The following is a 24,403-nucleotide window of genomic DNA, read 5'->3' on the forward strand; positions in this document are numbered from 1 at the left end:
AAGGTAAATACCTCTATTGTGCCAGGAATATCTAGCTTAGGATGGGTCTTGAACTTCAATGAGCTGGGGGCGTTCTGAGAATCTACAGGCCAGCTAGCCGGAGAGACGCATTCCATCCCTTAAACTAGAAAATACGGAAAACCCTCGTTTTATCATCGGACGCACCGCTTTGACCTCGACGTTGACTTTACCCACAGCCCAGGCCTGGCAGGGATTAATCCACGCTTATCGGAGCTATTTGCCAGTTTCCGACACCACGCCAATTATTACCCTCCACGAAGGCAACACACCTCTGATTCCCGTACCTCGGATTGCTGCCACCATTGGCCGGGGGGTCAAAGTCTATGTCAAATACGATGGTCTTAATCCCACTGGCAGCTTCAAGGATCGGGGGATGACCATGGCCATTTCCAAAGCTAAGGAAGCAGGGGCCAAGGCGGTGATCTGTGCCAGTACAGGGAACACCTCTGCTGCTGCTGCTGCCTATGCCCGCCGGGGAGGGTTACGGGCCTATGTCCTCATTCCAGAAGGCTATGTAGCCCAAGGTAAACTAGCCCAGGCCCTACTCTATGGGGCGGAAGTCTTGGCGATTCAGGGGAACTTTGACCGGGCCTTAGAAATTGTCCGAGAAATGGCCGAAACCTACCCGATTACCCTAGTCAATTCTGTCAATCCCTATCGTTTAGAAGGGCAAAAAACTGCCGCCTTTGAAGTGGTGGATGCTTTGGGGGATGCCCCGGATTGGCTCTGTATCCCCATGGGGAATGCGGGAAATATTACGGCCTATTGGATGGGCTTTTGTCAATATCACGAGCAAAACAAAGGCACACGCTTACCGCGAATGATGGGCTTTCAAGCGGCGGGTTCGGCTCCCCTAGTGACCGGAGAAATTTGTCGACATCCCGAAACCATTGCTACGGCGATTCGGATTGGGAATCCAGCCAATTGGCAACGGGCTTTAGCAGTGCGCGCCGCCAGTCAAGGGGACTTTCAGGCCGTGACCGATAGCGAGATTTTAGTGGCCTATCGCATGTTGGCAGGAGAAGAGGGAATTTTCTGCGAACCGGCCAGTGCAGCTTCGGTGGCGGGACTCCTGAAAAATCAGGCCCAAATCCCTAGTGGAGCCACGATTGTTTGCGTCCTCACCGGTAATGGCCTCAAGGATCCCGATACGGCTTTGCAACAAGAGACGACCCAGTTTCATCGTAATGTTGTCCCCGAATTGGCCAATGTTGCTGGAATTATGGGGTTTTAGGGGGTTGATTCCGTAAGCGGGTCAGGTTTTCAATCGCATCAGCGAGGGCATTAGTCAGGTTTTGCCGTGTTTTGGTGTGATTGGCTTGTTCTTCGGCGAGGGCGGCATTCAGTTGGGCGATTTGAGTCTGGGCCTGGGCGAGTTGTCTTTGTAGCTCGGTGACATCTGTGACTTGGCGGATTTCGGCGGGGATTGTCCGAGTCGTGTCTGGTTGGCTAGAAGGTGGTTCTGGGGGTTGGGAGGGATGACGGGAGACAGGGCTAGAAGACCTTTGGGCCTGGGACTCATACCGTTGTTGCCACTGGGCGGCTTGCTCCAATGCGGCCTGGAGTTGTTGGCGAATTTGTTGAACATCAGCAGGAAGGTCAGACACAAGAAAATTTTGGCTTTGGGTTAGGAGAACGGTAATCTGGGCGATTTTCAGGTCATCTTTGCCGGATATTAACCTATATTCTTCAGCTTGGGTAGCACTCCAGGGGATCATCTGCTGCAACGGTGCTCCAGGCCTGGGATCAACCTCTTCTAGATCATTTTTAACAAACCCCTTCCCTATTGTTTGAAAACCATGTTAGTTTGTAGAAGTTCAAATCAATCTTTAGTCCGTACAGGGAAATGGAGGTGATGCCCATGTCAGATAGTAGTAAACAATTGGGTCATCGTTTTGGGGCTAATTGGCTGTAGGCCGGAGTTGTTCTTTGACCCCATGTCGGAGTTCCTTCCGGCAGTCTGATCCAAACAATTGATGACCGCTAGACCGCCTCTGGAGTAACTTCTGGGGGCGGATAGTTTTTGGGAGGAATTAACAGACATTGATAGCCTTATGGATCTCAGCAGGTATAGTCCTTTCGCTTAGAAATGAAACACGAAAATGCTTGAAACCCTTACGAGTCCTACCCTTGTTGGCATAGCCTCCCGGAGGGATAATGTCTCACTTTTGGCAGAAATGACTATAAATTTTGGCCTGGACAAGGATTATGGCAAGGTTCTACAAAATTGAGATGAAGGCACCCCCAGATGGACACTAGCCCAGTTCATCCAAATACCCTTGAACATCCTCTAGCATTCGGGTCAGTTCGGCCTCAGTGGTTAGACGCATCCGGTCGTCACGAACGGTGATCAACACCTTGGCGGCAAAGGGGGTGGGCCAAATGTTCGGGTTGCAAAAGACTTCTAAGAAAATCTCGCCAGTATATTGGTATTCCAAGACAGGCCAGGGTTTTTGGGTGCCGGGTTTAGCACTGGCGGCCTGTTTGAGATGGTGGACAAGTTCCCGTAAAGCCTCTTGTAAGTCTTGGGCGGCCTGGGGAGTAAAGCTAAAACTGACGGCTCCTTCAATTAAGTTCAAGCGCATTGGGGCCATAGGATTCCTTTGAAGTCATCTACTTTTGATTTTTCAGACTGTTTTTAGTCTGCCTTGATTTGGGGAGTGGGCGCGGAAACCGTTGCAAAACTTGGAATTGTAAACTTTGTTACCCGAAAATTTGCAAATTGTAAGGATTTCTTTTCTCCTGTAAATCGCCTCTCCTAGACTTGGGATTACGCCTCGGTAAAGGTGTGGTTAAGTCTTGCGTTCCATTGCAGTTTGAGTTTGGGAGTGTGACCGTATGCAGGCCTGGCATCATCTAATTTTGGGAGTTTCGGCTCTAGCCTCAGTGATTGGATTGGTGATTTTAGTGCGCACTGAAGCCACTCCAAGCGTAATGAAGTTGGTTGGACAAGGGGCAGAATTAGATGAGTTTACGGCTCACAGTGAAACCCTGCTACGGATGATTTTTGTCTATTGGCTGCTGTTTTGTATTAGCTCTACCTTACAAAAACTGACCTGTTTGGCCGGAACAGACCTCCAGGCCATGTGTCAAATTACCCAAGTCATCACCTATTTGCTCACCTTTTCATCCCTGTTGTGCTATCCGATGCATCTATTCCAGGCCCGCCAGACCCGGCAACAGGTTAAATCCTGAGGTTCTGAGTCTAGATTTCTCCCGATTGCTAAGGGCACAAGCCTAAAACCCAGCGCGGATTTAGCCCATCTTGAGCGACTCTTCTGGAATGAATTGCCTTTCAGACAACTGAGGTCGGGTGATAGTGTTTTGGGGGTAAAGGGATAACATTAAACTTGTTTCTCCTTCAGTCTGATACCTATGATTGACGCGACCGCACTCTTACGGCAACTCCTTGCAGGTAAATCCCTCAGCCGTAGCCAAGCCAAAGATCTGATGCAGGGGTGGTTAGAGTCTGTCATTCCACCGGTATTGTCGGGGGCAATTTTAGCTGCGATCCAGGCCAAGGGTGTGAGAGCCGATGAGCTGGCAGGGATGGCGGAAACTCTCCTAGAACAGTCACCGGGCCAGGCCTGGGATTTGGGTGTGCCCCTCGTGGATACTTGTGGGACAGGGGGAGATGGCAGTGGGACGTTCAATATTTCTACGGCAGTGGCGTTTGTGGTGGCGGCGGCAGGGGTTAAGGTGGCCAAACATGGGAATCGCTCTATTTCCAGTCGGGTTGGTTCAGCAGATGTTTTGGAGGCCTTGGGCATTAATCTCCAAACCGATACGGCCCGGGTCAAAGCCGCCCTAAACGAGGTGGGAATTACCTTTCTATTTGCACCGGGTTGGCATCCAGCTATGAAGGCCGTGGCGGAAATTCGCAAAACTTTGGGGGTGAGAACTGTGTTTAACCTCCTCGGCCCTTTGGTGAATCCCTTTCGACCCACAGGCCAGGTGATTGGAGTGTACAGTCCCGCCTATTTAGAACCCATGGCCACCGCCTTACAGCAATTGGGAACCCGCCGGGCGATTGTCCTCCATGGGCGCGAGGGAGTCGATGAGGCCGGGCTAGGAGAACCTACAGATTTGGCAGTGATCAACCCCACAACCCAAGCCATTGAAACTCAGGTACTAGAACCAGAAGCCCTGGGTTTAACGCCGGCATCAATTACTGCAATTCATGGAGGAAGCTTAACGGAAAACGTCACGATTCTCACTCAAGTCCTTCAAGGCAAAGGCACCCAAGCGCAAATGGATGTTGTGGCCTTGAACGCGGGCCTGGTGTTGCAAGTGGGGGAAGCGGTGGGAGATTTACCCGCGGGCATTAGGTTGGCTCAAGCAGTATTGGCCAGTGGCGAGGCCTGGGATAAACTCACAACCTTGGTTAAGTTCACCCAGAGCTAGAAAATCCTCTTGCCTGGCCTCGTGCTGGAGTCATCTCCATCAAGGTCACTACTGCTAGGCCAGGGACACCGATTAACGTTGGAAGAACCTGCTGATCTGCATAGATCAGGGGCAATGATTTGCCTTGCCAAACCCAGACCTGTTTTTTTTGTAGATCAATTAACCAAGCGAGTTGGGTGTCATGGGATAGGCAATGGAGAATCTTTGTTTGTAAGTCCAGTACATTTTGATCGGGAGAGCGAATTTCAATCAGCCAATCTGGGGCCCCCATGAACGGCCCATCTGATTCAGGTAATCGCCCCAAGGCAATGACAGAAATGTCGGGTACTGGGGAAAATGGTGCCACAAGACAGCGAAGTTCTTGGATCGCTTCGTAATCTGTAGTGTGTTGGTTAATCCAGTTCACCAAATTTCGCTGTAACCGGGAATGATAGAGGGTGGGCATTGGCTTTTGTTGGGCTTGTTCGTTGATTAACTCCCAGGCCGGGGATGCCTCAATATTAGGTTGCTTCAGGAACGTATCCAGGCTGGTGGCAATAGATGATGAGTCAGGCATTTTGAGGATAAAACCCTAGCTTCATTACAATGATCACAGTTTCTCAATCTAAGCGATGGAATGTCCGGTTAACGCCAAGAGTCCAGTTAAAGCAGCAATTGATGAGGTGAGAGACTTGTCTGAAAACATGAGCCTAGGGGATTTAATAGTCGAAGAAGTTAAGTTCTCCGAAAATACTGATCAGTGGTTAGTGGTAGTTGTTTTTCTATGTTAGAGATAAAAAATATCCCCTTCTCTGATGATGCCAAGTCAAGCCAGCCGAGCATTACTATCTAATGGGGATGACGGATTCCATATACAGTCACAAGCTCTGCTCTTGGATACAAATCTCCTGCTTCTGTTATTTATGGGTGCTAAAGATAAGTCACTCATCCCAAAAGCTAGGACTCTTTCAGCTTTTCTCGAAGATGATAACAACTGGCTTGAGGACATCATCGATAACAATTTCTTTAATTGCCTCATAACACCCCCTCATAATTATGACTGAGGTAGCTAATTTACTGGGCAAAGAACGTCATGAGATCAGATCACTTGGAAGAGAGGCCACGGCTGAGTTCCTCAATAAATGTATAGAGTATGCTGATCCTGCTCTAGTTTTGGTGTCTGAGCCAGAGTGCGAGTGGCTTGGGTTAACCGATGTTTGTAAATGAAGATGCCCCCTGGGTCAGGTTGCCAACTGTATGGTGAAATTTCTGCTACCTATTTATGCCTTATCCCTGGGACTGAGTGCGATGCTGCTGTTTTGGGTGCAGTTAATGGTGGCAAAAATGCTGTTGCCCTTGTTGGGTGGCGCGCCGGCGGTTTGGAATACCTGTTTGTTCTTTTTCCAGGCCCTCTTGCTCTTGGGATATGGCTACAGTGATTGGAGCACCCAACGATTCTGCCTGAAAAATCAAGTTTGGTTACAAGGCCTGGTGTTGCTAATTCCTCTGGGGGTGCTGCCCTTAAAAATCGCCGTAGATTGGTTGCCCCCTGTGGATGCCAATCCGATTCCCTGGGTATTGGCCGTACTGCTGTTGGGAGTGGGCGTACCATTTTTTGCCCTCTCGACTCTGGCTCCTCTGCTCCAGGCCTGGTTTAGCTCCACTTCCCATCCTCAAGCCCAGGATCCGTATTTTCTCTATGGAGCCAGCAACTTTGGGAGCTTAATGGGCCTCTTGGGCTATCCCCTAGTCTTGGAGCCGCACTTAACCTTGACCCAACAAAACCAGCTTTGGGCCGGATTATACGGTTGTTTAGTCCTCTTGGTTGGTGTTTGTGGGGGTGGGGCGATGAGCAGTCAGTTAGGAGAAGAGAGAACAGACAGAGATGATCCCCAGGAGACAGAAACCAGCCAAGGCTCTTATTTGTTAGCAGTCTCGGGTCAAGCTCTCACTTCTCTACGAATGGGGAAAGCTCTACAACTTCAACTCCGCTGGGTGATGCTGGCCTTTATTCCGGCTAGCTGGCTCTTAAGCGTGACAACCTATATCACCACTGATATTGCCGCAATTCCCTTATTTTGGGCTATTCCCCTCAGTTTGTACTTAGTAACATTTATTGTCAGTTTTGCCCGCCCCCAAGCCACCTTACCGAAGCTGATAACTGGGGCCTTTCCCTTGGCTGGTGTCGTTTTAGTGATGCTGTTGCTTTTGAAAGTTACCCAACCCTTGGGACTTGTTTTGTCCTTGCATTTAATTGTGTTTACCATCGCCGCTTCTCTCTTTCATCAAAAACTGGCTCAATCTCGACCTGATCCCGCCTATTTAACGCGGTTTTATTTGGCGATTGCTTTGGGCGGAATGTTGGGGGGCCTGGTCAATAGTTTAATTGCACCTCTTGTTTTTACAACGGTCTTGGAATATCCCTGGATTATTGTGGTTAGTTTATTGCTACTTCCGGATCTGGAATTGGGAACGGTTTTACGCTTAACTTGGCCCTTAGGTATGGGTTTGTTACTCGGTTGTTTATTAATTGGGCTGAACGTCCAGATTGCGCAACAGTCAGCCTGGGGGTTTCTGATGGCCTTTGGTTTATTGATTGGCTTGGCCTGGATTTGGGGATTAAAAAAATGGCGAATTGGCCTGGGTCTAGTCTTAGTTGGCTTGTTAGGGCAGTTTTCCTTGAGTTCGTTGGGGGGCGTTTTAGCCACAGAGCGAAGTTTCTTCGGGGTCTATCAAGTTCTGGCTGATCCAGATACGGGCGTTCACAGTTTAATTCATGGCACAACCGTCCACGGCCGCCAAAATATGACCCCTGGCCAAACCCAAGTGCCGCTCACCTACTTCACCCCCACTGGCCCCATTGGTCAGGTTTTTACAGCATTGGGGGATCGCTTAAACAATGTGGCGATTTTGGGATTAGGCGTGGGAACCCTGATGAGTTATGCCCAACCCGGCCAGGCCTGGAGTTTCTATGAAATTGATCCCCTCGTGGTTAGCCTGGCCCAAACCCCGCAATACTTTACCTATCTAACCAGTGCTATGACAAAGCCCCAAATTACCTTAGGGGATGGTCGTTTAAGTTTGGCCCAGGCCCCGGATCACAGTCTTGACTTATTAGTAATGGATGCTTTTAGCTCCGATGCCATTCCGATTCATTTAATCACCCAGGAAGCGCTGGAACTTTATTTCACAAAATTGACCCCCACTGGCCTGGTGGCCATTAATATTACCAATCGCTTTTTAGACCTTGAACCCGTCATCGCTGCTTTAAGTAAGCGGTTAAACTTGTTTTCAGTCATTCAATGGGATCAAGAGATCTCTCAAGGGGAACTTCAAGCTGGAAAAACACCCTCACGTTGGGTCTTACTGACAAAAGATACGGAAAATTTAGCGGACTTAAGGGCTGATCCCCGCTGGGAAAAATTAACAGGTAATCTCCAGATCTCGGCCTGGACAGATGACTTCTCCCAGTTATTGCCCTTGATTCGCCCCTTACGATAGGATCTCTGAATGACTCCTACCTCAATTCGCCACGACCAACATCCCCTAATTGCCCGCCTTGCGGATCAAATTGAGCAAATCTGGGCCGAAACCCTAGACCTATCTCCCTATCAACTCCCAGAGGATTTAGGCTATGTGGAAGGGAAATTGGAAGGGGAAAAACTCACGATTGAAAACCGTTGCTACCAAACCCCCCAATTTCGCAAACTCCATTTAGAACTCGCTCGGGTCGGGACAGTTTTGGATATTTTGCACTGCGTCATGTTTCCGCGTCCCAATAATGCTTTACCGATGTTCGGAACGGATTTGGTCGGGGGGCGGGGGCAAATTTCGGCGGCGATTGTAGATTTATCTCCGGTAGAGGCAGATTTACCCCAGGCCTATCAAGACAGCCTCAAAAGTCTCCCAGCGATTCAGTTCAGCCAACAACGGGACTTACCGGAATGGGGGAGTATTTTCTCCCAGTTTTGTCTTTTTATCCGGCCGGCTGATCCTGGGGAAGAGGATTTATTTCTAGAGCGGGTCGGGGATTACCTCAAGATTCATTGCCACCAGGCCCAGCAGGCAACTCCCTTAAACCCAGAACAAGCCGAAAAAATTTTGGCCGGTCAGCAACGTTACTGTCTGCAACAACAGCAAAATGACAAAACCCGGCGTGTCCTTGAAAAAGCCTTCGGAGAAGCCTGGGCAGACCGTTATATGACGACCGTTCTGTTTGATTTACCCCCTGCTTAATCGTCTTAACCCCAGTTGGGAGACATCCACTAATGGGAAAATGCTGTTCGGCGGGCGAGGAGCGGCAAATTATCAGTTTTCCCGACCAGGCCTGGGGCATAGGCTTCAATAACGCGCCCACTATCGAGGCATTGCACCATGAAATAGTCGCAGCTTGGGCATTGAGTCCGGCTAATTCGATCCAAATGGAGGAAATATCGTTCGGCAGGGCGACCACAGTTAGGGCAGTGAATAGTATGAAAGGTTTGCATCTTAAATAATCCTTAAATTTTCTCGCTTTGGCTTAACCATCTGTTAGGGGATATACGCCTCACCTATGCAACAAGTTATCAAGAAATTAGACGTTAATTAAATATAAAGTTGTTGAATGATAAGTCTTTGGTGATTAAGGAACTATCTTTATTATGGACAACAAAACTAGAAGTGACAACGATCCCGCAGTAAATCTCCATTAAAAATTGCGACAAACTAGCGGGGATCAAGAAAACCGCTAAGCTCAACCTTGAAATTCTGTTACTTTGAATACCGTTTCCCCTGAGTGTTGCCATGAATTAATCATGTCTTAATGTTTGGCTCTGCAAATTTTTGTAAGGCAAGTGACATTGGACAATCGGATTTTTAATTGGTCAGTTAGAAACTATTACCCAATCAAAACCTCTCCTCAGGAACTTCTTTCACCTCAGTGGTTTGACGGAACTTGTCGGGTTTGGGTTCACTGTTATTGGGCCAGCCAGCCCCAGCCCTGTCGCCCAAAATTAAGCCCGACTCTGGCATCGGTCAAAAATAAAGTTATCCTGATCGTTGAGAGGCCAGCCAGAAGACCTAAACTCTCAATTGATTTGATGGTGAATCTGGTGGAGTTCTCCCTCAATAACGCCCCTAGTATTGGCATGATTGGTAAAACCTTTGGTGGTCGGTATCGGATTCTCAGTGTTCTGGGTGCAGGCAACTTCGGACAAACGTTCCTAGCTGAGGATACCCACCGGCCTGGCCGGGTTAAGTGTGTGGTTAAATACCTGCGCCCAGCCCGCACCGATGGCAATTTTCTTCCCTTAGCCCGAGATTTGTTTCTCCGAGAAGCCCAAGTCCTAGAAAAACTCGGCCATCATGATCAAATTCCTCGGCTCCTGGCCTATTTTGCGGAGGGTGAAGAATTTTATCTGGTTCAGGATTTCATTGAAGGTCATGTTCTACGCACAGAGTTACCCCTTGGCTGTTGTTGGAGTGAAGCCCAAGTTATCCAAATGCTGACGGATGCTTTGCAGATTCTCAGTTTTGTCCATCGCTGTGGGGTCATCCATCGGGACATTAAGCCGGATAATCTGATGCGGCGAGTTAGTGATCAAAAGCTGGTCTTAATTGATTTTGGGGCCGTTAAACAAATGGGGATGTCCATTGGGGGCGGGACACTCATGGGGGCGGCGGCGGCTCAAACTATTGCCATTGGAACTCCGGGGTATATGCCTCCCGAACAGGCCCAGGGGCGGCCTCGCGCCAATAGTGATCTCTATGCTTTGGGGATGATCGGCGTTCAGGCCCTCAGTGGTCAGAATCCTCTCCAACTGCCCCAAGATAAATTGGGAAACTGGCAATGGCAAGCCCAAATGGCGGTGAGTGGGGGCCTGGTGGAAATCCTCTCGCGAATGATCCGGCCTGGGGTCTATGAACGGTATAACTCGGCGGATGAAGTTCTCCAGGCCTTGCACAATCTTGAGAGCGCGCCCCCGGTCTGGAAACGTCTAGGTAATTTTCTCCGCACCCCAGTTCAGGATCTGCTGCGGCCTAATTCCCCGCCGCCAGTGTCACCCATTCTTGCCAATCCGCCCCCAACCCGACAACCGACTTCCGCCTCAGAATCAGATTTGCCACCCTTAAAAGCCTATGGTCAGGGCCGGAATGTTTTTATTAGCCATTCTAACGGGAGCGAAGAACAAGAACTCGCCGAGGAATTTTTTGCAGCTTTGGTTGCTGCGGGGCATCAGCCCTTCATGGCCAGTCAAAGTATCCAAATGGGGGAAGGTTGGGCCCAGCGCATTGATCAAGAGTTACAACTGTGCGACTTTTTTCTGCTGTTGCTTTCATCCCAATCCGCCCAAAGTGAGATGGTTTTAGAGGAAGTTCGCACGGTTCGGAATCTCCAGACCCAGCGACCGGAACGGCGACCCTTTATTTTGCCAATTCGGGTTAATTTTCCCTTGGATTTACCCCTCAATTACGAATTGCGCGGTTACTTACACCGTCTCCAGCAGCGATTTTGGCACAGTTCCACCGATACCCCGGCCTTGCTCCAAGAGGTTCTCAGCCTAGTTAATGCCACTGCTGAACCCACCCAGGCCCCAGAGATTCCCTCTGGTTCTGGAGCAAGCCTCCTCCCGCCGCCACCCACGATTGCCGAAGATGCGCCCCCCTTGCCTGTGGCTGAACCGGAACTCCCTGAAGGGCAGGTGGAAGTGGCTTCGGCCTTTTATATGGAACGCCCCCCCATTGAAAGCCGCTGTCGAGAAACCCTTTTACAACCCGGCTCCCTAATTCGGATTAAAGCTCCGCGCCAAATGGGTAAAACCTCCCTGATGGCCCGCCTCCTCTATCGCGCCACAGAAGAGAACTATGCCACCGTTCCCCTCAGTTTTCAGTTAGCGGATGCCGATGTCTTTAGTAACTTGGATAAACTGTTGCGCTGGTTCTGTGCCGGGGTGGGGCGACGGCTGGGCCTGGACAATAAACTCAAGGACTATTGGGACGATATTTTCGGGAGTAAATATAACTGCACGGCCTATTTTGAAGAATATTTATTGCCCCACTGTGATCGCCCGTTGACTCTCGGCCTCGATGAGGTGGATCGGGTGTTTGAATATCCGGCCATTGCCAGCGACTTCTTTGGCTTACTCCGGGCCTGGCATGAAGAAGCAAAAAACCGAGATGTCTGGCGGAATTTGCGGCTCATTGTTGTGCATGGCACAGAGGTCTATATTCCTCTGGATATTAATCAATCCCCTTTTAACGTTGGCCTGGCTGTTGACTTGCCGGAATTTACCCTGGCCCAAATCTCAGAACTGAGTCAGTTACACGGCCTGCACTTAAGCCAAAGTCAACTGTCTGAATTGCAACAGTTAATTGGGGGGCATGCCTATTTGGTGCGGTTGACCCTGTACCATCTGGCGAAACAGGATTTAAGTTGGCAAGAATTAATCACCCAGGCCGCAACGGAAACCGGACTCTATCGAGATCATCTCCGGGGACAGTGGTGGCATCTCCATCAACGGGCCGAATTAGTCCCCGCCTTTAGGGAAGTGGTACAAACTTCTCAGGCCGTAGTCTTAGATTCAACCATTGGCTTTAAGTTACATAGCCTGGGCCTGGTGCATTTGGAAGGCAATGCGGCTTGTGTCCGCTGTGATTTGTACCGACAATACTTCAGTCGCCAGCTGGGTGTCACCTGACTGGTTTCGTCCTGGTTAAGGATTATGCTGCTTCAGCTACAGTAAACCCGCCATATGCAAAGGCCCCTGACCACTAATTAATTCTATGAGCAGAGCAATAAATCCAATCATGGCCAACCGCCCATTCCAGACCTCCGCGGCCGATGTCATCCCCCATTCCCAACGCTCTTGGGGATAGAGCTTGAATTGTTTGCGGGGATGGGTCACTTGGGCAAAGGTATAGGGAGGAGTATCTAGGGCGGTAGTGACTAAATCCCTGAGACCGGCAATAAATTCCGGGTGGGTGTTGAGGGCTGGGACGCGCCGAAAGGTATGAATTCCCGACTCCTCCGCCAACTCTCGATATTCCATGTCAATTTCTTGGAGGGTTTCAATATGTTCAGAAATAAAACTAATCGGAACCACCACCAGTTCTGTTACTCCAGCCGCTGCCAATTCTGGAATCACATCTTCCGTATAGGGCTTAAGCCACTCTACTGGGCCAACCCGACTCTGATAGGCCAACACATGGGGGTTTGAGCGTCCGAGGGTCTGCATAATCAAATGGACACAAGCCTCAATCTCGGCCTGGTAGGGATCCCCTTCCTCGGTGACATAGCTGATTGGTACGCCGTGGGCACTAAAGAAAATGGTGGCTTTTTCTGGTTCTGGCAGTTGATCGAGTTCTTGGCGCAGTAAGGCTACCATGGCCTGGATATAGCCGCGATTGTTAAACCAGGAGGGAATAATCGTATATTTAATCTTCTGGAGAGCGGGATCTCCCTGCCAAAGACTTTCTATGAGTCGAAAGCTGGAACCACTGGTACTAATAGAAAATTGTGGATACAAAGGCAGAATGACTAACTCTTCAATCCCATCCGCTTTAATTTGGGCCAAGGCTGCCTCGGTGAAGGGATGCCAATACCGCATACCAATATAAATCGTTGCGGTGACTCCGGCCTGGGCTAAGGATTCCTGTAAGGCCTGGGCCTGCTGTTCGGTAATCTCACGCAGGGGCGAACCACCCCCAATTTGGGCATAATTTGCCTCTGATGTCTTGGCGCGACGAGTGGCGATCAACCAGGCCAGGGGCTTCTGTAACCACCGAAAGGGCAGGCGAATAATTTCAGGATCGGAAAATAAGTTGTAGAGAAAGGGACGGACATCGGCGAGGCTATCTGGGCCCCCCAAATTGAGTAGTAATACACCAGTACGCCCCATAGTCCTAAATATCCCAAATTTTCATCTTTGTTACCGATTTTAACAATATAGCGACTAGCCCCAGACAATCCGGCATTGTCCATTACAGTTCTTAACAAATATTCAGCCAGATGGTGTTTGGAGTTTTTTAAGGAGGAGAAGGGGATGCTGGAGGCGTTGGAGTGGGTTGGGCTTTCCAGGCCTGTAAGGGTTTGTTGATCGCATCTAAGAATTGCAACGGGACAACAATAATGGTCAGTGGATCTGTGGGGATTATGGGGGGGTCGGCCTGGGCGTAAAGTTGATTACGATCAAAGGTGAGGCCCCCCAAAACTAACCGATGGCTTCCCTGAGCCAGTGTTGAGATTTCAATCGTGGCTATAGGTTCGGCCAGGCCAAATTCATCGGCAGTCTGTAGGGGCACGGTAAGACTCTTTTCTGTTTTCGCTGTGGCAATTAAATTTAATAAAAAAACAACAGTTCCGGTTTCTGCCCTAGCGGCAACAGGTTCTAAAATCTGCCAGGCCCCCTGATCATCCCGCTCCAGCTTGAGGGTTTGCTCTCCCTGCTTAAGAACCAGGCCAGTAATTTGAGATTCTTGTAAATTAAAAACGGGCTTTGCGGAGGTGACGGCCTGTTCACTGGCAGGGGGGGGAAGCTTTTGCTGAAATAGGTATAAACTGCCACCGAGAATTGCCGCAGTTGCCACTAAGATTAAGGTTTTAGTCTGAATCCCCGTCCCCATAATCCTTAGAATACCCTGAGCTAGGAATCTTAAAAAGCTTTTTTGGAACGGTGTGGCAACAGATTAGTTCTCCACTGGCATGGGCACAGCATAGGGATCGGGCCCCCGCCCCACGGCAAATCGGCAGGAGTCGGCCACTTTCAAACCACTGCCACTGAAAAATAGGCCCAAGGCCAAGATTGTAAAACCACCTCCACAGGCAAATAATGTCCTTAAGCCCCAATCCGCTGCCAAGGCCCCAATGATCGGCCCGGCGATGGCAATCCCAAAGTCAAAGCCCCCCATGGTTAAACTCAAAACTCGCCCCCGTTCATCGGGTTGAGACCGATCCGCCATCAAGGCCGACATCATCGGAATCAAAACACCGCCCCCAAACCCCTCTAAAAATCCAGCCACCAGTAAATCTACCCCGGTCTGGGCCTGGGACAATCCCACCATGGAAGCGGTATAGAACAGTAAACTTAGGCTAATAAAAACTCCCCGGCCCCACCGATCTGAAGCACTGCCGGTTGCCACCCGCCCAATAAAACTCGCCAAAGCTGCGGCAGAATAAAACAGGCCTGGGCTAAAGTCAATATTTTCTGCCTTGATAAACAGCGGGACAAAGGTTGAAAGCGTCCCAAAGGCTAACCCCACCAATAACATCACTAGGGTGGGAATTCGTAACCGCCCCGCCCCTAATAGTCGCCAGAATAGGCCTGAGTTTTCAGCTTGGGCGGAGGATGGAGGGCATTCTCGAACATAGAGGACACAGACCAGGCCAGCCAGGCCAAAGACCGTTGCGGCTAAAAAGACCCAACCATGGCCCGCCTCTGCTTCTAGCCAACTCCCTAAACTCGGGCCCAAAGCAACTCCCATGGGATGCACTAAACTTGTGTAGCCTAAAATCTGGCCCCGATGTTCCGGTGGGGCAATATCCACAATCAGGGCCACATACCCCGTGGTAAAAGCCGCAATACTAATGCCATGGATGCCGCGCAGAGTAAACATTAGGGGCAAGGAATGAAAAAAGAAGAAATCTAGGAGATAGGTCAGGGGAGCCAACACCGCAACCCCCAAGCCAATCAAGAGGACTCGCTTCCGGCCGTTGCGATCCGCCAACTTCCCCAACCAGGCCCGGGAGGCAATCAAACCAATGGCAAATCCACCCATGACAATTCCCACCTGATGAGGTGTTCCACCCAAACTTTGGATGTAAAGGGGCAGTGTCGGCAGCGTGATCGCCAAACCTGACCAAAAGCAAAACCCAGCCACTAAAAGAATCCAGAGGGTTTTTTGTGATTTCATGAAGACCCGGCTAAAACAGCAGACGCAGCAATAAACAAGCGATGCTTAATAAAAGTTAACTACTTCCAGAGTAACGGGTCTGAAATATCTTGGCTAACGGTATCTTAAATAACAGCTAAATTTTGAAAACTTCTTGCTGTGTTCAACCTTCCCAATGAATTTTGCCGTTGATTGACGAACTTGGGGTTGTAATTTGCCCATCCTCCACATAAACCACCCGATCCGCAATATCGACAATGCGGGGATCGTGGGTCACCATCACCACCGTACACCCATCCTGTTTGGCCAATTGTCCCAGAATTTCAATCACCCGTCGGCCGCTCTGGGAATCCAAGGCCGCAGTGGGTTCATCCGCCAAAATCAACTTGGGATGGCCGGCTAAAGCTCTGGCAATGGCGACCCGTTGCTTTTGTCCCCCTGATAAATCCTCTGGCAAGTGATCCGCCCGTTCTGCCAAGCCCACCCGCTCCAAAAGTTCCCTAACCTGTGGTTTGGCCCGTTTACGGTGGACTCCCTTGAGTTGGAAAGCGACCCCAACATTCTCCGCCGCAGTCAGGGCAGGAAATAAATTAAAACCTTGAAAGATAAAACCAATATTTTGGAGCCGAAATTGGGCTAATTGCCGTTTGGGAAGACTGGTGATTTCCTGGCCAAATAAGCGCACGTGACCGGCTGTGGGGGTGAGGATACCAGCCATGATTGACAGGAGAGTGGTTTTGCCGGAGCCGGAAGGGCCCATGAGCAGTTCAATATCCCCCGCTTTCACGTCCAGATCGATCCCCTTCAGCACTGGGGTTGCCTGTCGGCCAGCATAGTAGGTCATCTCCAGGCCCCGCACTGACAGGACAACATTCTCATTGATCGCGCCATGGTGGGGCGAGGGAAAGGTGATGGATTGCATAAAGGCCTAGTTCAGGATGGCAAAAACAAAGGGGAAATGACGGGATCTTGCCTAAATTTAGCATCCTTCTTCAATCTCAGGACAATCCAAGCATGGCGTCTGAGGGGAATTGCACGACTTGGAACCTAGGTCAATTGAGTTAAAACTTCCTTGGCCGCAGCTAAGGTTTGACTGACTTCGGCCTGGGAGTGGGACAGGGAGGTAAATCCGGCTTCAAATTGGGAGGGGGCTAGATAAATACCCCGCTCTAACATCCCCCGATGAAACGAACTGAACTTGGCTAAATCCGACTGTTTCGCGTCCTCGTAGTTTCGCACTGGCCCCTCTGTGAAAAACATCCCAAACATCCCACTGATATGCCCACCACAGGCCGCGTGGCCGCACTCTTTAGCTACTTGCACCAAACCGCGGGCTAACTCACCTGTCATCTCATCCAAATACTCATAGGTACCGGGGCGGCGGAGAATTTCCAGGGTTTTAATCCCAGCCGTCATGGCCAACGGATTCCCCGACAGTGTCCCGGCTTGATAGACCGGCCCAGCCGGGGCGACCATGGACATGATCTCTTTGCGTCCCCCATAGGCTCCTACGGGTAAGCCCCCCCCAATTACCTTGCCAAGAGTGGTCAAATCTGGGGTAATGCCAAATTTTTCCTGGGCTCCACCATAGGCAATCCGAAATCCGGTCATCACCTCATCAAAGACCAGTAATGCCCCATCCTGTTGGGTAATTTCCCGCAATCCCGCTAAGAATCCCGCCTCAGGGACGATAAACCCGGCATTGCCCACCACTGGCTCTAAAATCACCCCCGCAATCTGGCCAGGATATTGAGCAAAGAGAGCTTTGACGGCTTCGAGGTCGTTGTAGGGGGCAGTCAGCGTTGAGGCTGTGGTCGCTTTGGGCACACCCGGGGAATCCGGTAAACCTAAGGTCGCCACGCCAGAACCAGCTTTGACCAGAAAGGTATCGGCATGGCCGTGGTAGCAGCCTTCAAACTTGACGATTTTTTCCCGGCCGGTAAAGGCGCGCATGACCCGTAAGACCCCCATACAGGCCTCGGTGCCAGAATTGACAAACCGCACCATTTCGATACTGGGAACGGCGGCAATCACCATCTCAGCCAAGACGTTTTCGAGGACACAGGGCGCGCCAAAACTGGTTCCTTTTTCCAGGGCTTCATGGAGCGCAGCAATCACTTCGGGGTGGGTATGACCGACAATGGCTGGGCCCCAGGTTCCCACATAGTCAATATATTGGTTGCCATCCACATCCCAGATATAGGCCCCCTTGACATGATCGAAGACAATGGGCTGCCCCCCCACAGATTTAAAGGCCCGCACCGGAGAATTAACCCCTCCCGGCATGAGGTTTTGGGCAGCAGCAAAAATTTCGGCTGATTTAGTTGTGGTGTAAAGGGTACTCACCAAAATAAACTCCTTATCGCAAACACCTGATCTCAAACGGTCTCGTTCCCAGGCCCCGACCTATTATCCTTAGTTTTCAAGCCTAACCGGGGAGACTTTCTGTGCAACGGACTAATGTATTTATTCTGACATTCTCGGCCGCCTTGGCAGCATAACCACCAGCGGTCCCCGACATCATCTGCATGGTTTCTGTGGTTGAACGTATTTTTATATATCAAGTCAAAAATGATTGTTCTAGGACTACACCATGGTCCAGACTGTTCTAAAGGCATGGAAATCTTTTAGGCAATGGGAATAAAGGGGTTTCTCACTGTTGAGGCAGTTCAGGAAACTTTTTGGGACTCAGGAGCGTTAAGGGGTCTGTGGTGAGGGGAGTGAGATGGGGCGATTAGTTCAAGCAATTCTTGGTTGCACTTGCCTGGGACTGAGTGGGTTGAGTTGGTTAATTCCCCGGCCGGCCTGGGGCAACCAATTGGATTATTGGCGATTTAATGCCCCCATGAGTCGCCTCGAGATGGTAGCTGAGGGAACGGTTCGCCCCCAAGTGCAGTTATTGAGCCATCCCACTCGCTTAGTGGTGGATCTCCCTGGTACCCGTTTTGGGCGACCCCTGGTTCAGCGCGCCATTGGTAATTTTGTTAAGGAAGTCCGGGTCGGGCAGTTTAACCCCAGGACAACTCGGCTGGTGATTGAATTGGGGCCAACCTACACCCTGCGCCCCCAAGAGGTTAAAGTCCGTGGCCTGGCTCCAAATCGTTGGTTTGTCCAGTTACCCAAGTTTTTGGCCCTTGGTGAAGCTCCCTCTAGTCCGAATCCTGTGGCCATCAGTGTTCCAAATCCACCCGCTTATCCCCGGGCGCGAGTGGTGATTGCGGTGGATCCAGGCCATGGTGGGGGCGATCCAGGGGCAGTTGGCATTAATGGCCTTCAGGAAAAAGTCGTCACCTTGGATATTTCCCAACGTTTAGCCCAGTCCCTCCAACAACGGGGTGTCCAGGCCGTCTTGACCCGGGCCAATGACCAAGAGCTAGACCTAGCCCCACGCGTCCTACGAGCAGAGCAAATCAAAGCTAGGGCCTTTGTCAGTATTCATGCAAATTCCCTCAGCTTGGCTCATCCAGAAGTCAATGGCCTGGAGACCTATTACTATGCTAGTGGACTGCCCCTGGCCCAGGCCATTCATCGGAGTATTCTCAGCCAAGTCCAAATTCGAGATCGGGGGGTTAAGCAAGCTCGCTTTTATGTTCTGCGGAATACTTCAATGCCTGCTGTTTTGGTAGAAGTAGGGTTCTTAACCGGGCGGGAAGATGGAATTCGTTTAGCCCAATCCACCTATCGCCAAGCAATGGCCAATGCGATTGCCACAGGAATTATGCGCTATTTTCGCCTCTAGCGGAGTCGGCCCGTGAGACTAAGCTAAGGTAAATATAAGCTCTCCTACACAATTTTTTAACTATGGCTTTATGTTGACGCAAGTAACCCCTTGGCAAGCCATTACAACCGCCCTAACTAAGATTGTTGGGACTGACGGAATTGTGACCCGAGCCGAAGAATTAATAGTCTATGAATGTGATGGCCTGGCCAGCTATCGTCAACAACCCAAGGTTGTGGTTTTGCCCACGTCCACAGAGCAGGTAGCCGAGGTGGTTAAAGTCTGTGATCACTACCGGATTCCCTTTGTGGCTCGAGGAGCAGGCACCGGATTATCGGGGGGAGCTTTACCTCATCTTGAGGGGGTGCTGATTGTCACATCCCGGATGAACCAAGTGCTAGAGGTAGATTTAGCAAATCAGCGGGTTGTGGTGCAGCCTGGGGTGATTAATACTTGGGTGACGCAAGCGGTTACCAATGAGGGGTTGTTTTATGCCCCCGATCCCTCCAGTCAAATTATTTGCTCTGTGGGTGGCAATGTGGCCGAAAACTCCGGGGGAGTCCATTGCCTTAAGTATGGGGTAACCACGAATCATGTCTTGGGCTTAACGGTGGTGTTGCCATCAGGGGATGTAATTCAGATCGGCAGTGCTTTACCAGAAGGGCCAGGCTATGATTTGGTAGGGGTTTTTGTTGGTTCGGAAGGCACACTGGGCATCGCCACGGAAATTACTTTACGAGTTTTGCCCACCCCAGAGGTGATTCAAGTTCTCTTGGCTGATTTCACAACTATTGAGGCGGCGGCAGTGACGGTTTCCGACATTATTAAAGCTGGGATTATTCCGGCCGGTATGGAAATCATGGACAACCTGAGTATCAATGCTGTGGAGGATGTGGTTGCGACCCAATGTTATCCCCGCGATGCTGGAGCCGTTCTCTTGATTGAAGTGGATGGCCTAGCGGCAGAAGTCCCTTATCTCAGTCAGCGGGTGAGTGAAATTTGCTACCAAAATGGGGCGCGTCATGTTCACATTGCCGAGGATGTGACGGAACGCTTAAAAATGTGGCAGGGTAGAAAAGCAGCCTTTGCGGCGGCCGGGCGACTCAGCCCTAACTATTTTGTCCAAGATGGGGTAATTCCCCGCACCCAACTCCCTTACGTTTTGCAGGAAATTAATGCCCTGAGCGAACAGTATGGCTATAAAATCGCTAACGTTTTTCATGCGGGTGATGGTAATCTCCACCCCTTGATTTTGTATAACGAAGCGATTCCAGGGGAACTTCAGGCGGTTGAAGAACTAGGGGGGGAAATCCTCAAACTTTGTGTGCGGGTTGGGGGAAGCATTTCTGGAGAACATGGCATTGGCTCTGATAAAAAATGTTTTATGCCGGAGATGTTTAGCCCTGCGGATCTGGAGATGATGTCGAGTTTACGGCGAGCCTTTGATCCAAAATTAATTGCCAATCCTGACAAGGTATTTCCAACCCCCAAAACCTGCGGGGAAGCGGCTCATAGCCAACGATTTCTGACCCAGACCGGGGCGGAACTCTTTTAAAGCCTGTTTAACCGATATCCCATCTCAGATGGAAGGAGCAAGGCCATACCCAATATTCCTGGGGATCTCTTGGCAGAAGCTATCTTAGAATCTAGTCTTATCAACTCTTTATCAGTAACCTGTGCGTGAATCCTGAAAGAGCGATTTAGATTTCTCAAGCGGTCACTTACCCTGTTGCCCAGCTTTGACGACATTGATCTGTAGTTTACCTAACCAATCAATTAGACTTTCTAGCTGTTTATCCGCCGTTTGCATCCCCAGGCCCCGGACGGTGACTTTACCCGGACTATAGACAAACCGAGTTTGGAGATGAGTGGGTAAATTACTGGCTAACACATTCCAGGCCGGTTCTGCCATCGGGGTTTCGAGAATCACGTGTTGTTTAGATTCCGGTCTAATGCGCGAGAATCCAAGTTTTTTGGCCATTTGTTTGAGTTCAACGACGCGAATTAACTGTAAAACCGGGGCAGGCGGCACACCATAGCGATCCGTTAAATCGAGTAATACCTGTTTCAACGCCAGGCCATCTTGGGAGGCAGAAATAGCGCGATAGGTACTCATCTTTTGTTCCATGTCGGGAATATAGTCAGCCGGGATAAAGGCCGTGACACTCAGATCAATTTGGGTGTCTTCCACCGTGGGAATTTCCTGACCCCGAATTTCGGCAATGGCTTCTTCCAACATCTCAACGTATAAATCAAAGCCAATCGCATCCATTTGCCCGTGTTGTTCCGCCCCCAACAGATTCCCGACGCCGCGAATTTCCATATCCCGCATTGCTAACTGATAGCCAGAACCCAGTTGGGTAAACTCCTGAATTGCCCGCAATCTGGCCCTTGCTTCTTCGGTGAGGGATTCTTGACGGGGATAAAATAACCAGGCATGGGCTTGAATTCCGGCCCGCCCCACCCGTCCCCGGAGTTGATAGAGTTGGGCCAGGCCAAATTTATGGGCATCTTCCACCAAAATTGTATTCACCCGCGGAATATCTAAACCGGATTCAATAATGGTCGTACACACGAGAATTTCGGCCTCAGCATTAAAAAAGCCCAACATCGTCGATTCCAGTTCCCCTTCCTGCATTTGCCCGTGGGCCACCAATATCCGCGCGCCAGGCACCATCATCTGTAACTTCCCGGCCACCTCCTCAATCCCGGCCACCCGCGGCACCACATAAAACACCTGCCCACCCCGATCTAACTCCTGTCTAATGGCTGAGCGGATCGCTTCCAAGTCATAGGGCGATAAATGAGTTTGAATCGGTCGTCTGGATGGTGGCGGCGTGGTAATTACACTCATTTCCCGAACACCGGATAAGGCCATGTAGAGAGTGCGTGGGATGGGGGTCGCACTGAGGGTTAACACATCCAGTTGGGTTTTGAGGGATTTAATTTTTTCCTTTTGATTCACGCCAAATCGTTGTTCTTCATCAATCACGAGCAGGCCCAAGTCCCGAAAATTTACGCCTTTCCCTAATAGTTGATGCGTCCCCACCACTACATCGAGTTCCCCCGTTACCAGTCGTTGGAGAATGTTTTTCCGTTCTTCTCCAGTGCGAAACCGATTGAGTAAACCGACATGAATCGGATACGGAGCAAACCGTTCTTTGAGGGTGTGGTAATGCTGTTGAGTCAGGATTGTTGTCGGAGCCAAAACCGCGACTTGTTTCCCGGCTGTAATTGCTTTGAAAATTGCCCGAATCGCCACCTCTGTTTTGCCAAAACCGACATCCCCACAAACCAAGCGATCCATGGGCCGATCCGATTCCATATCCTGTTTGACATCTTGAGTGGCTTTGAGTTGATCCGGTGTCGGTTGATAGGGGAACGAATCTTCCATTTCCACTTGCCAAGGCTGATCCGGGGGATAGCGAAACCCCTGTTGTTGGGCCCGCTGGGCATAGAGTTGGAGCAGGTCAACCGCAACTTTTTTGATCGCTTTTCTAACTTTTTGCTTCGTTTTTTCCCAGGCCTGGCCACTGAGTTTATTGAGCTGGGGTGGGGTGTCTTGTCCAGTGCGTAAGCGGGAGAGCGTATTAAATTGATCGGCGGCAATCCGTAAGACCCCATCAGCATATTGAATAACTAAGTATTCGCGGGTTTCATGGCTGATTGACAGGGGTTCGAGTTTGAGAAATCGCCCAATCCCGTGCTGCCGATGAACGACATAATCTCCCGGCTGTAACTTGTTAACATCAACCTGTTTCGAGGCGGCCCGGCGGCGTTTACGGACATAGCCCATATTGGCCAGACTATGTTGCCCAAAAAATTCCCGGTCGGTAACAACAACGGTGCGCAGAGTCGGTAAAATAAAGCCTTCAAGTTCAGCCAACCCCGAATATTTCAAGGCAATGGGGACACGCTGGGCCTGGAGTTTATCAATGGCCGGAAAATCTTTCGGATTGGGGACAAACTGGGCCGGGCAATCGTGTTCTTGGAGCAATGCCACCGAGCGACTGGGCTGGGCCGAAATGAGCCAAACCGCAAACTTTTTCTCCCGTTCTTGGCGGATGGCTTCAGCGAGTTTGCCAAATTGATGGGGGATGGCTGGCACCGGCCGACTGGATAAATTTAACCCCTGATTTACTTCCGCGAGTTCATTCAGCTTGAGTTGTTGATGGTCACTAATTTGGCTTAAACAGTCTGCAAAGGTTTGATGGGTGGCGGGCATTAACGACCGTTGATTCACCTCTTGCCAATGGCTTTCAATTTGTTCATACCAGCGATGACTATGTTGACGACACTGCTCTGGCTCATCTAAAACCACCAATGTATTCGGAGCTAGATAATCAATCAAACTGGCCGGCCGTTCAAACGCTAATCCTAAAAATCGCCGCATGCCTTCGGGTGGATTTCCTGCTTGCCATTGTTCCTGTTCGGGGGGGGGAAGAATGGCTTGAATTTGCTCTTTTTCGGCTTCACTCAGGGCCTGGGCAATCAGAGGACTAAAACTAGTCGGCGTTAACACTAAGCGGGGAATTGCATCTAGGGAGCGTTGATTGGCTGGATCAAATTCCCGTAGTTTTTCCAGTTGCTCCCCAAACCATTCCAAGCGCACAGGTAACTCAGCGGACACCGGAAAAATATCGAGAATATCCCCCCGCTGACTCCATTGCCCTTCCGATTCAACCAAAGAAACCCGCTCATAGCCCAAATTGGCCAGGGTTTGACTGAGGGTTTTGAGATTACTTTCCTGACCGACTTCAAGCCGTAAACAATAGTCTTGAAATAAATCCGGTGGCGGTAAATGGGGCTGGAGGGCGCGCTCGGTGGTGACAATGGCTAAATTTGAGTTTTCCCGACCCAATTCCGCTAAAACCTGTAACTGTCCCCAGGCCATCTCGGCTTCTAAATCAAAGGGATCATAGGGGGAAGCTTCCGAGGTGGGATAAAACAACACTGCCCCCCAACCCATCATTTCCAACTGCGCGGCCCAACGTCCGGCTTCTTCTAAGGTGGCGGTAACGACGAGTAACGGCTGTGATTGGGCCAAAGTCGAAGCAACCAGGCCCTTGACCAGTCGCGGAATGCCAGTCAGATGCAGGGATTGGTGCTTTTGGAGCTTGGTTGTGAGTTCCGCAATCAGGGGTAATTTTGCCCAACTACGGATAAGAGCAGCCAGTGTCATAGATGGAAATCAACTCAGTCATGACGTACTGCCAAGCTATCATAGTTGAAAGGATTAGACTTTCTGGTATTTGCCGGTACTAGCTGGTATTATAAGAAATCATCCCCAGATGGGCTTTTGCTCACTGGCCCCCGTTAGATTACGATCTGGCGGGTTTTAACCATATTAATATGAACCGAGTTTCCTTCTTAATTGATGGCTTCAATCTTTACCACTCACTCCGGACTGCGGCC

General features: G+C 50.3%; 18 protein-coding genes. 8 read left to right on the top strand and 10 right to left on the bottom strand.

Going from position 1 to position 24,403, the window contains the following annotated elements; translation table 11 throughout:
* Nucleotides 1-169: 169 nt before the first annotated feature.
* Nucleotides 170-1,255: a threonine synthase gene (gene thrC, locus SYN6312_RS01855; protein ID WP_015123160.1), complete on the top strand. Its 1,086-nt coding sequence runs from the start codon at nucleotides 170-172 to the stop codon at nucleotides 1,253-1,255.
* Here thrC and SYN6312_RS18100 read toward each other — a convergent pair.
* Both SYN6312_RS18100 and SYN6312_RS01865 read right to left on the bottom strand, forming a co-directional pair.
* Nucleotides 1,242-1,748 carry a hypothetical protein gene (locus SYN6312_RS18100; protein WP_216594166.1) on the bottom strand — a complete coding sequence of 169 codons (507 nt, stop codon included), beginning with the start codon at nucleotides 1,746-1,748 and terminating at the stop codon, nucleotides 1,242-1,244. The genes thrC and SYN6312_RS18100 overlap by 14 nt on opposite strands.
* A 528-nt stretch (nucleotides 1,749-2,276) precedes the next feature.
* Complete coding sequence (locus tag SYN6312_RS01865) at nucleotides 2,277-2,615, bottom strand: hypothetical protein (protein ID WP_015123162.1); 339 nt, start codon at nucleotides 2,613-2,615, stop codon at nucleotides 2,277-2,279.
* Nucleotides 2,616-2,859: 244 nt separating this feature from the next.
* Between SYN6312_RS01865 and SYN6312_RS18105 the strand changes: the two genes are divergently transcribed.
* Nucleotides 2,860-3,216, top strand: coding sequence for a hypothetical protein (locus SYN6312_RS18105; RefSeq protein ID WP_015123163.1), 357 nt, complete (start codon nucleotides 2,860-2,862; stop codon nucleotides 3,214-3,216).
* A 180-nt stretch (nucleotides 3,217-3,396) separates the two neighbouring features.
* Nucleotides 3,397-4,425, top strand: a complete 1,029-nt coding sequence (gene trpD / locus SYN6312_RS01875; RefSeq protein WP_015123164.1) for an anthranilate phosphoribosyltransferase — start codon at nucleotides 3,397-3,399, stop codon at nucleotides 4,423-4,425.
* Here the strand turns inward: trpD and SYN6312_RS01880 are convergent.
* Complete coding sequence (locus tag SYN6312_RS01880) at nucleotides 4,412-4,981, bottom strand: Uma2 family endonuclease (RefSeq protein ID WP_015123165.1); 570 nt, start codon at nucleotides 4,979-4,981, stop codon at nucleotides 4,412-4,414. The genes trpD and SYN6312_RS01880 overlap by 14 nt on opposite strands.
* 680 nt (nucleotides 4,982-5,661) lie before the next feature.
* Between SYN6312_RS01880 and SYN6312_RS01890 the strand changes: the two genes are divergently transcribed.
* Together SYN6312_RS01890 and SYN6312_RS01895 are read left to right on the top strand one after the other, a co-directional pair.
* Complete coding sequence (locus SYN6312_RS01890; RefSeq protein ID WP_015123169.1) at nucleotides 5,662-7,905, top strand: spermidine synthase; 2,244 nt, start codon at nucleotides 5,662-5,664, stop codon at nucleotides 7,903-7,905.
* Between the two features lie 9 nt (nucleotides 7,906-7,914).
* Complete coding sequence (locus tag SYN6312_RS01895) at nucleotides 7,915-8,640, top strand: phycocyanobilin:ferredoxin oxidoreductase (RefSeq protein ID WP_015123170.1); 726 nt, start codon at nucleotides 7,915-7,917, stop codon at nucleotides 8,638-8,640.
* Between the two features lie 29 nt (nucleotides 8,641-8,669).
* On the opposite strand, the gene SYN6312_RS18655 is transcribed toward SYN6312_RS01895, so the two are convergent.
* A complete protein-coding gene (locus tag SYN6312_RS18655; protein ID WP_015123171.1) occupies nucleotides 8,670-8,891 on the bottom strand; it encodes a hypothetical protein in 222 nt (73 codons plus the stop codon).
* A gap of 603 nt (nucleotides 8,892-9,494) precedes the next feature.
* Here SYN6312_RS18655 and SYN6312_RS01905 point away from each other — a divergent pair.
* A complete protein-coding gene (locus SYN6312_RS01905) occupies nucleotides 9,495-12,080 on the top strand; it encodes an AAA-like domain-containing protein (protein ID WP_253276398.1) in 2,586 nt (861 codons plus the stop codon).
* Nucleotides 12,081-12,116: 36 nt separating this feature from the next.
* On the opposite strand, the gene hemH is transcribed toward SYN6312_RS01905, so the two are convergent.
* The 5 genes from hemH to hemL all read right to left on the bottom strand — a co-directional run bounded on the left by hemH (nucleotide 12,117) and on the right by hemL (nucleotide 17,616).
* Nucleotides 12,117-13,280 carry a ferrochelatase gene (gene hemH, locus SYN6312_RS01910; RefSeq protein ID WP_015123173.1) on the bottom strand — a complete coding sequence of 388 codons (1,164 nt, stop codon included), beginning with the start codon at nucleotides 13,278-13,280 and terminating at the stop codon, nucleotides 12,117-12,119.
* A gap of 127 nt (nucleotides 13,281-13,407) precedes the next feature.
* The gene (locus tag SYN6312_RS01915) at nucleotides 13,408-14,004 is read right to left on the bottom strand and encodes a hypothetical protein (RefSeq protein WP_015123174.1); all 597 of its coding nucleotides are present in this window, start codon (nucleotides 14,002-14,004) and stop codon (nucleotides 13,408-13,410) included.
* Between the two features lie 63 nt (nucleotides 14,005-14,067).
* A complete protein-coding gene (locus SYN6312_RS01920) occupies nucleotides 14,068-15,291 on the bottom strand; it encodes an MFS transporter (RefSeq protein WP_015123175.1) in 1,224 nt (407 codons plus the stop codon).
* Between the two features lie 142 nt (nucleotides 15,292-15,433).
* A complete protein-coding gene (locus SYN6312_RS01925) occupies nucleotides 15,434-16,192 on the bottom strand; it encodes an ABC transporter ATP-binding protein (RefSeq protein WP_015123176.1) in 759 nt (252 codons plus the stop codon).
* Between the two features lie 125 nt (nucleotides 16,193-16,317).
* Nucleotides 16,318-17,616, bottom strand: a complete 1,299-nt coding sequence (hemL, locus tag SYN6312_RS01930) for a glutamate-1-semialdehyde 2,1-aminomutase (RefSeq protein WP_015123177.1) — start codon at nucleotides 17,614-17,616, stop codon at nucleotides 16,318-16,320.
* A 379-nt stretch (nucleotides 17,617-17,995) separates the two neighbouring features.
* Between hemL and SYN6312_RS01935 the strand changes: the two genes are divergently transcribed.
* The gene (locus SYN6312_RS01935) at nucleotides 17,996-19,009 is read left to right on the top strand and encodes an N-acetylmuramoyl-L-alanine amidase (RefSeq protein ID WP_015123178.1); all 1,014 of its coding nucleotides are present in this window, start codon (nucleotides 17,996-17,998) and stop codon (nucleotides 19,007-19,009) included.
* Between the two features lie 70 nt (nucleotides 19,010-19,079).
* Nucleotides 19,080-20,543, top strand: coding sequence for an FAD-linked oxidase C-terminal domain-containing protein (locus tag SYN6312_RS01940; RefSeq protein ID WP_015123179.1), 1,464 nt, complete (start codon nucleotides 19,080-19,082; stop codon nucleotides 20,541-20,543).
* 162 nt (nucleotides 20,544-20,705) lie between these two features.
* On the opposite strand, the gene mfd is transcribed toward SYN6312_RS01940, so the two are convergent.
* Nucleotides 20,706-24,170, bottom strand: a complete 3,465-nt coding sequence (gene mfd / locus SYN6312_RS01945) for a transcription-repair coupling factor (RefSeq protein WP_015123180.1) — start codon at nucleotides 24,168-24,170, stop codon at nucleotides 20,706-20,708.
* Nucleotides 24,171-24,403: the final 233 nt, after the last annotated feature.

It is taken from the genome of Synechococcus sp. PCC 6312 (assembly GCF_000316685.1).
In the GTDB taxonomy this organism is placed as follows: Bacteria; Cyanobacteriota; Cyanobacteriia; order Thermosynechococcales; family Thermosynechococcaceae; genus Pseudocalidococcus.

Coding starts and splice junctions, on each gene's coding strand:
- SYN6312_RS01865 (WP_015123162.1), bottom strand. CDS start 2,615: ATGGCCCCAATGCGCTTGAACTTAATTGAAGGAGCCGTCAGTTTTAGC.
- SYN6312_RS18105 (WP_015123163.1), top strand. CDS start 2,860: ATGCAGGCCTGGCATCATCTAATTTTGGGAGTTTCGGCTCTAGCCTCA.
- trpD (WP_015123164.1), top strand. CDS start 3,397: ATGATTGACGCGACCGCACTCTTACGGCAACTCCTTGCAGGTAAATCC.
- SYN6312_RS01880 (WP_015123165.1), bottom strand. CDS start 4,981: ATGCCTGACTCATCATCTATTGCCACCAGCCTGGATACGTTCCTGAAG.
- SYN6312_RS01890 (WP_015123169.1), top strand. CDS start 5,662: ATGGTGAAATTTCTGCTACCTATTTATGCCTTATCCCTGGGACTGAGT.
- SYN6312_RS01895 (WP_015123170.1), top strand. CDS start 7,915: ATGACTCCTACCTCAATTCGCCACGACCAACATCCCCTAATTGCCCGC.
- SYN6312_RS18655 (WP_015123171.1), bottom strand. CDS start 8,891: ATGCAAACCTTTCATACTATTCACTGCCCTAACTGTGGTCGCCCTGCC.
- hemH (WP_015123173.1), bottom strand. CDS start 13,280: ATGGGGCGTACTGGTGTATTACTACTCAATTTGGGGGGCCCAGATAGC.
- SYN6312_RS01915 (WP_015123174.1), bottom strand. CDS start 14,004: ATGGGGACGGGGATTCAGACTAAAACCTTAATCTTAGTGGCAACTGCG.
- SYN6312_RS01920 (WP_015123175.1), bottom strand. CDS start 15,291: ATGAAATCACAAAAAACCCTCTGGATTCTTTTAGTGGCTGGGTTTTGC.
- SYN6312_RS01925 (WP_015123176.1), bottom strand. CDS start 16,192: ATGCAATCCATCACCTTTCCCTCGCCCCACCATGGCGCGATCAATGAG.
- SYN6312_RS01935 (WP_015123178.1), top strand. CDS start 17,996: ATGGGGCGATTAGTTCAAGCAATTCTTGGTTGCACTTGCCTGGGACTG.
- SYN6312_RS01940 (WP_015123179.1), top strand. CDS start 19,080: ATGTTGACGCAAGTAACCCCTTGGCAAGCCATTACAACCGCCCTAACT.
- mfd (WP_015123180.1), bottom strand. CDS start 24,170: ATGACACTGGCTGCTCTTATCCGTAGTTGGGCAAAATTACCCCTGATT.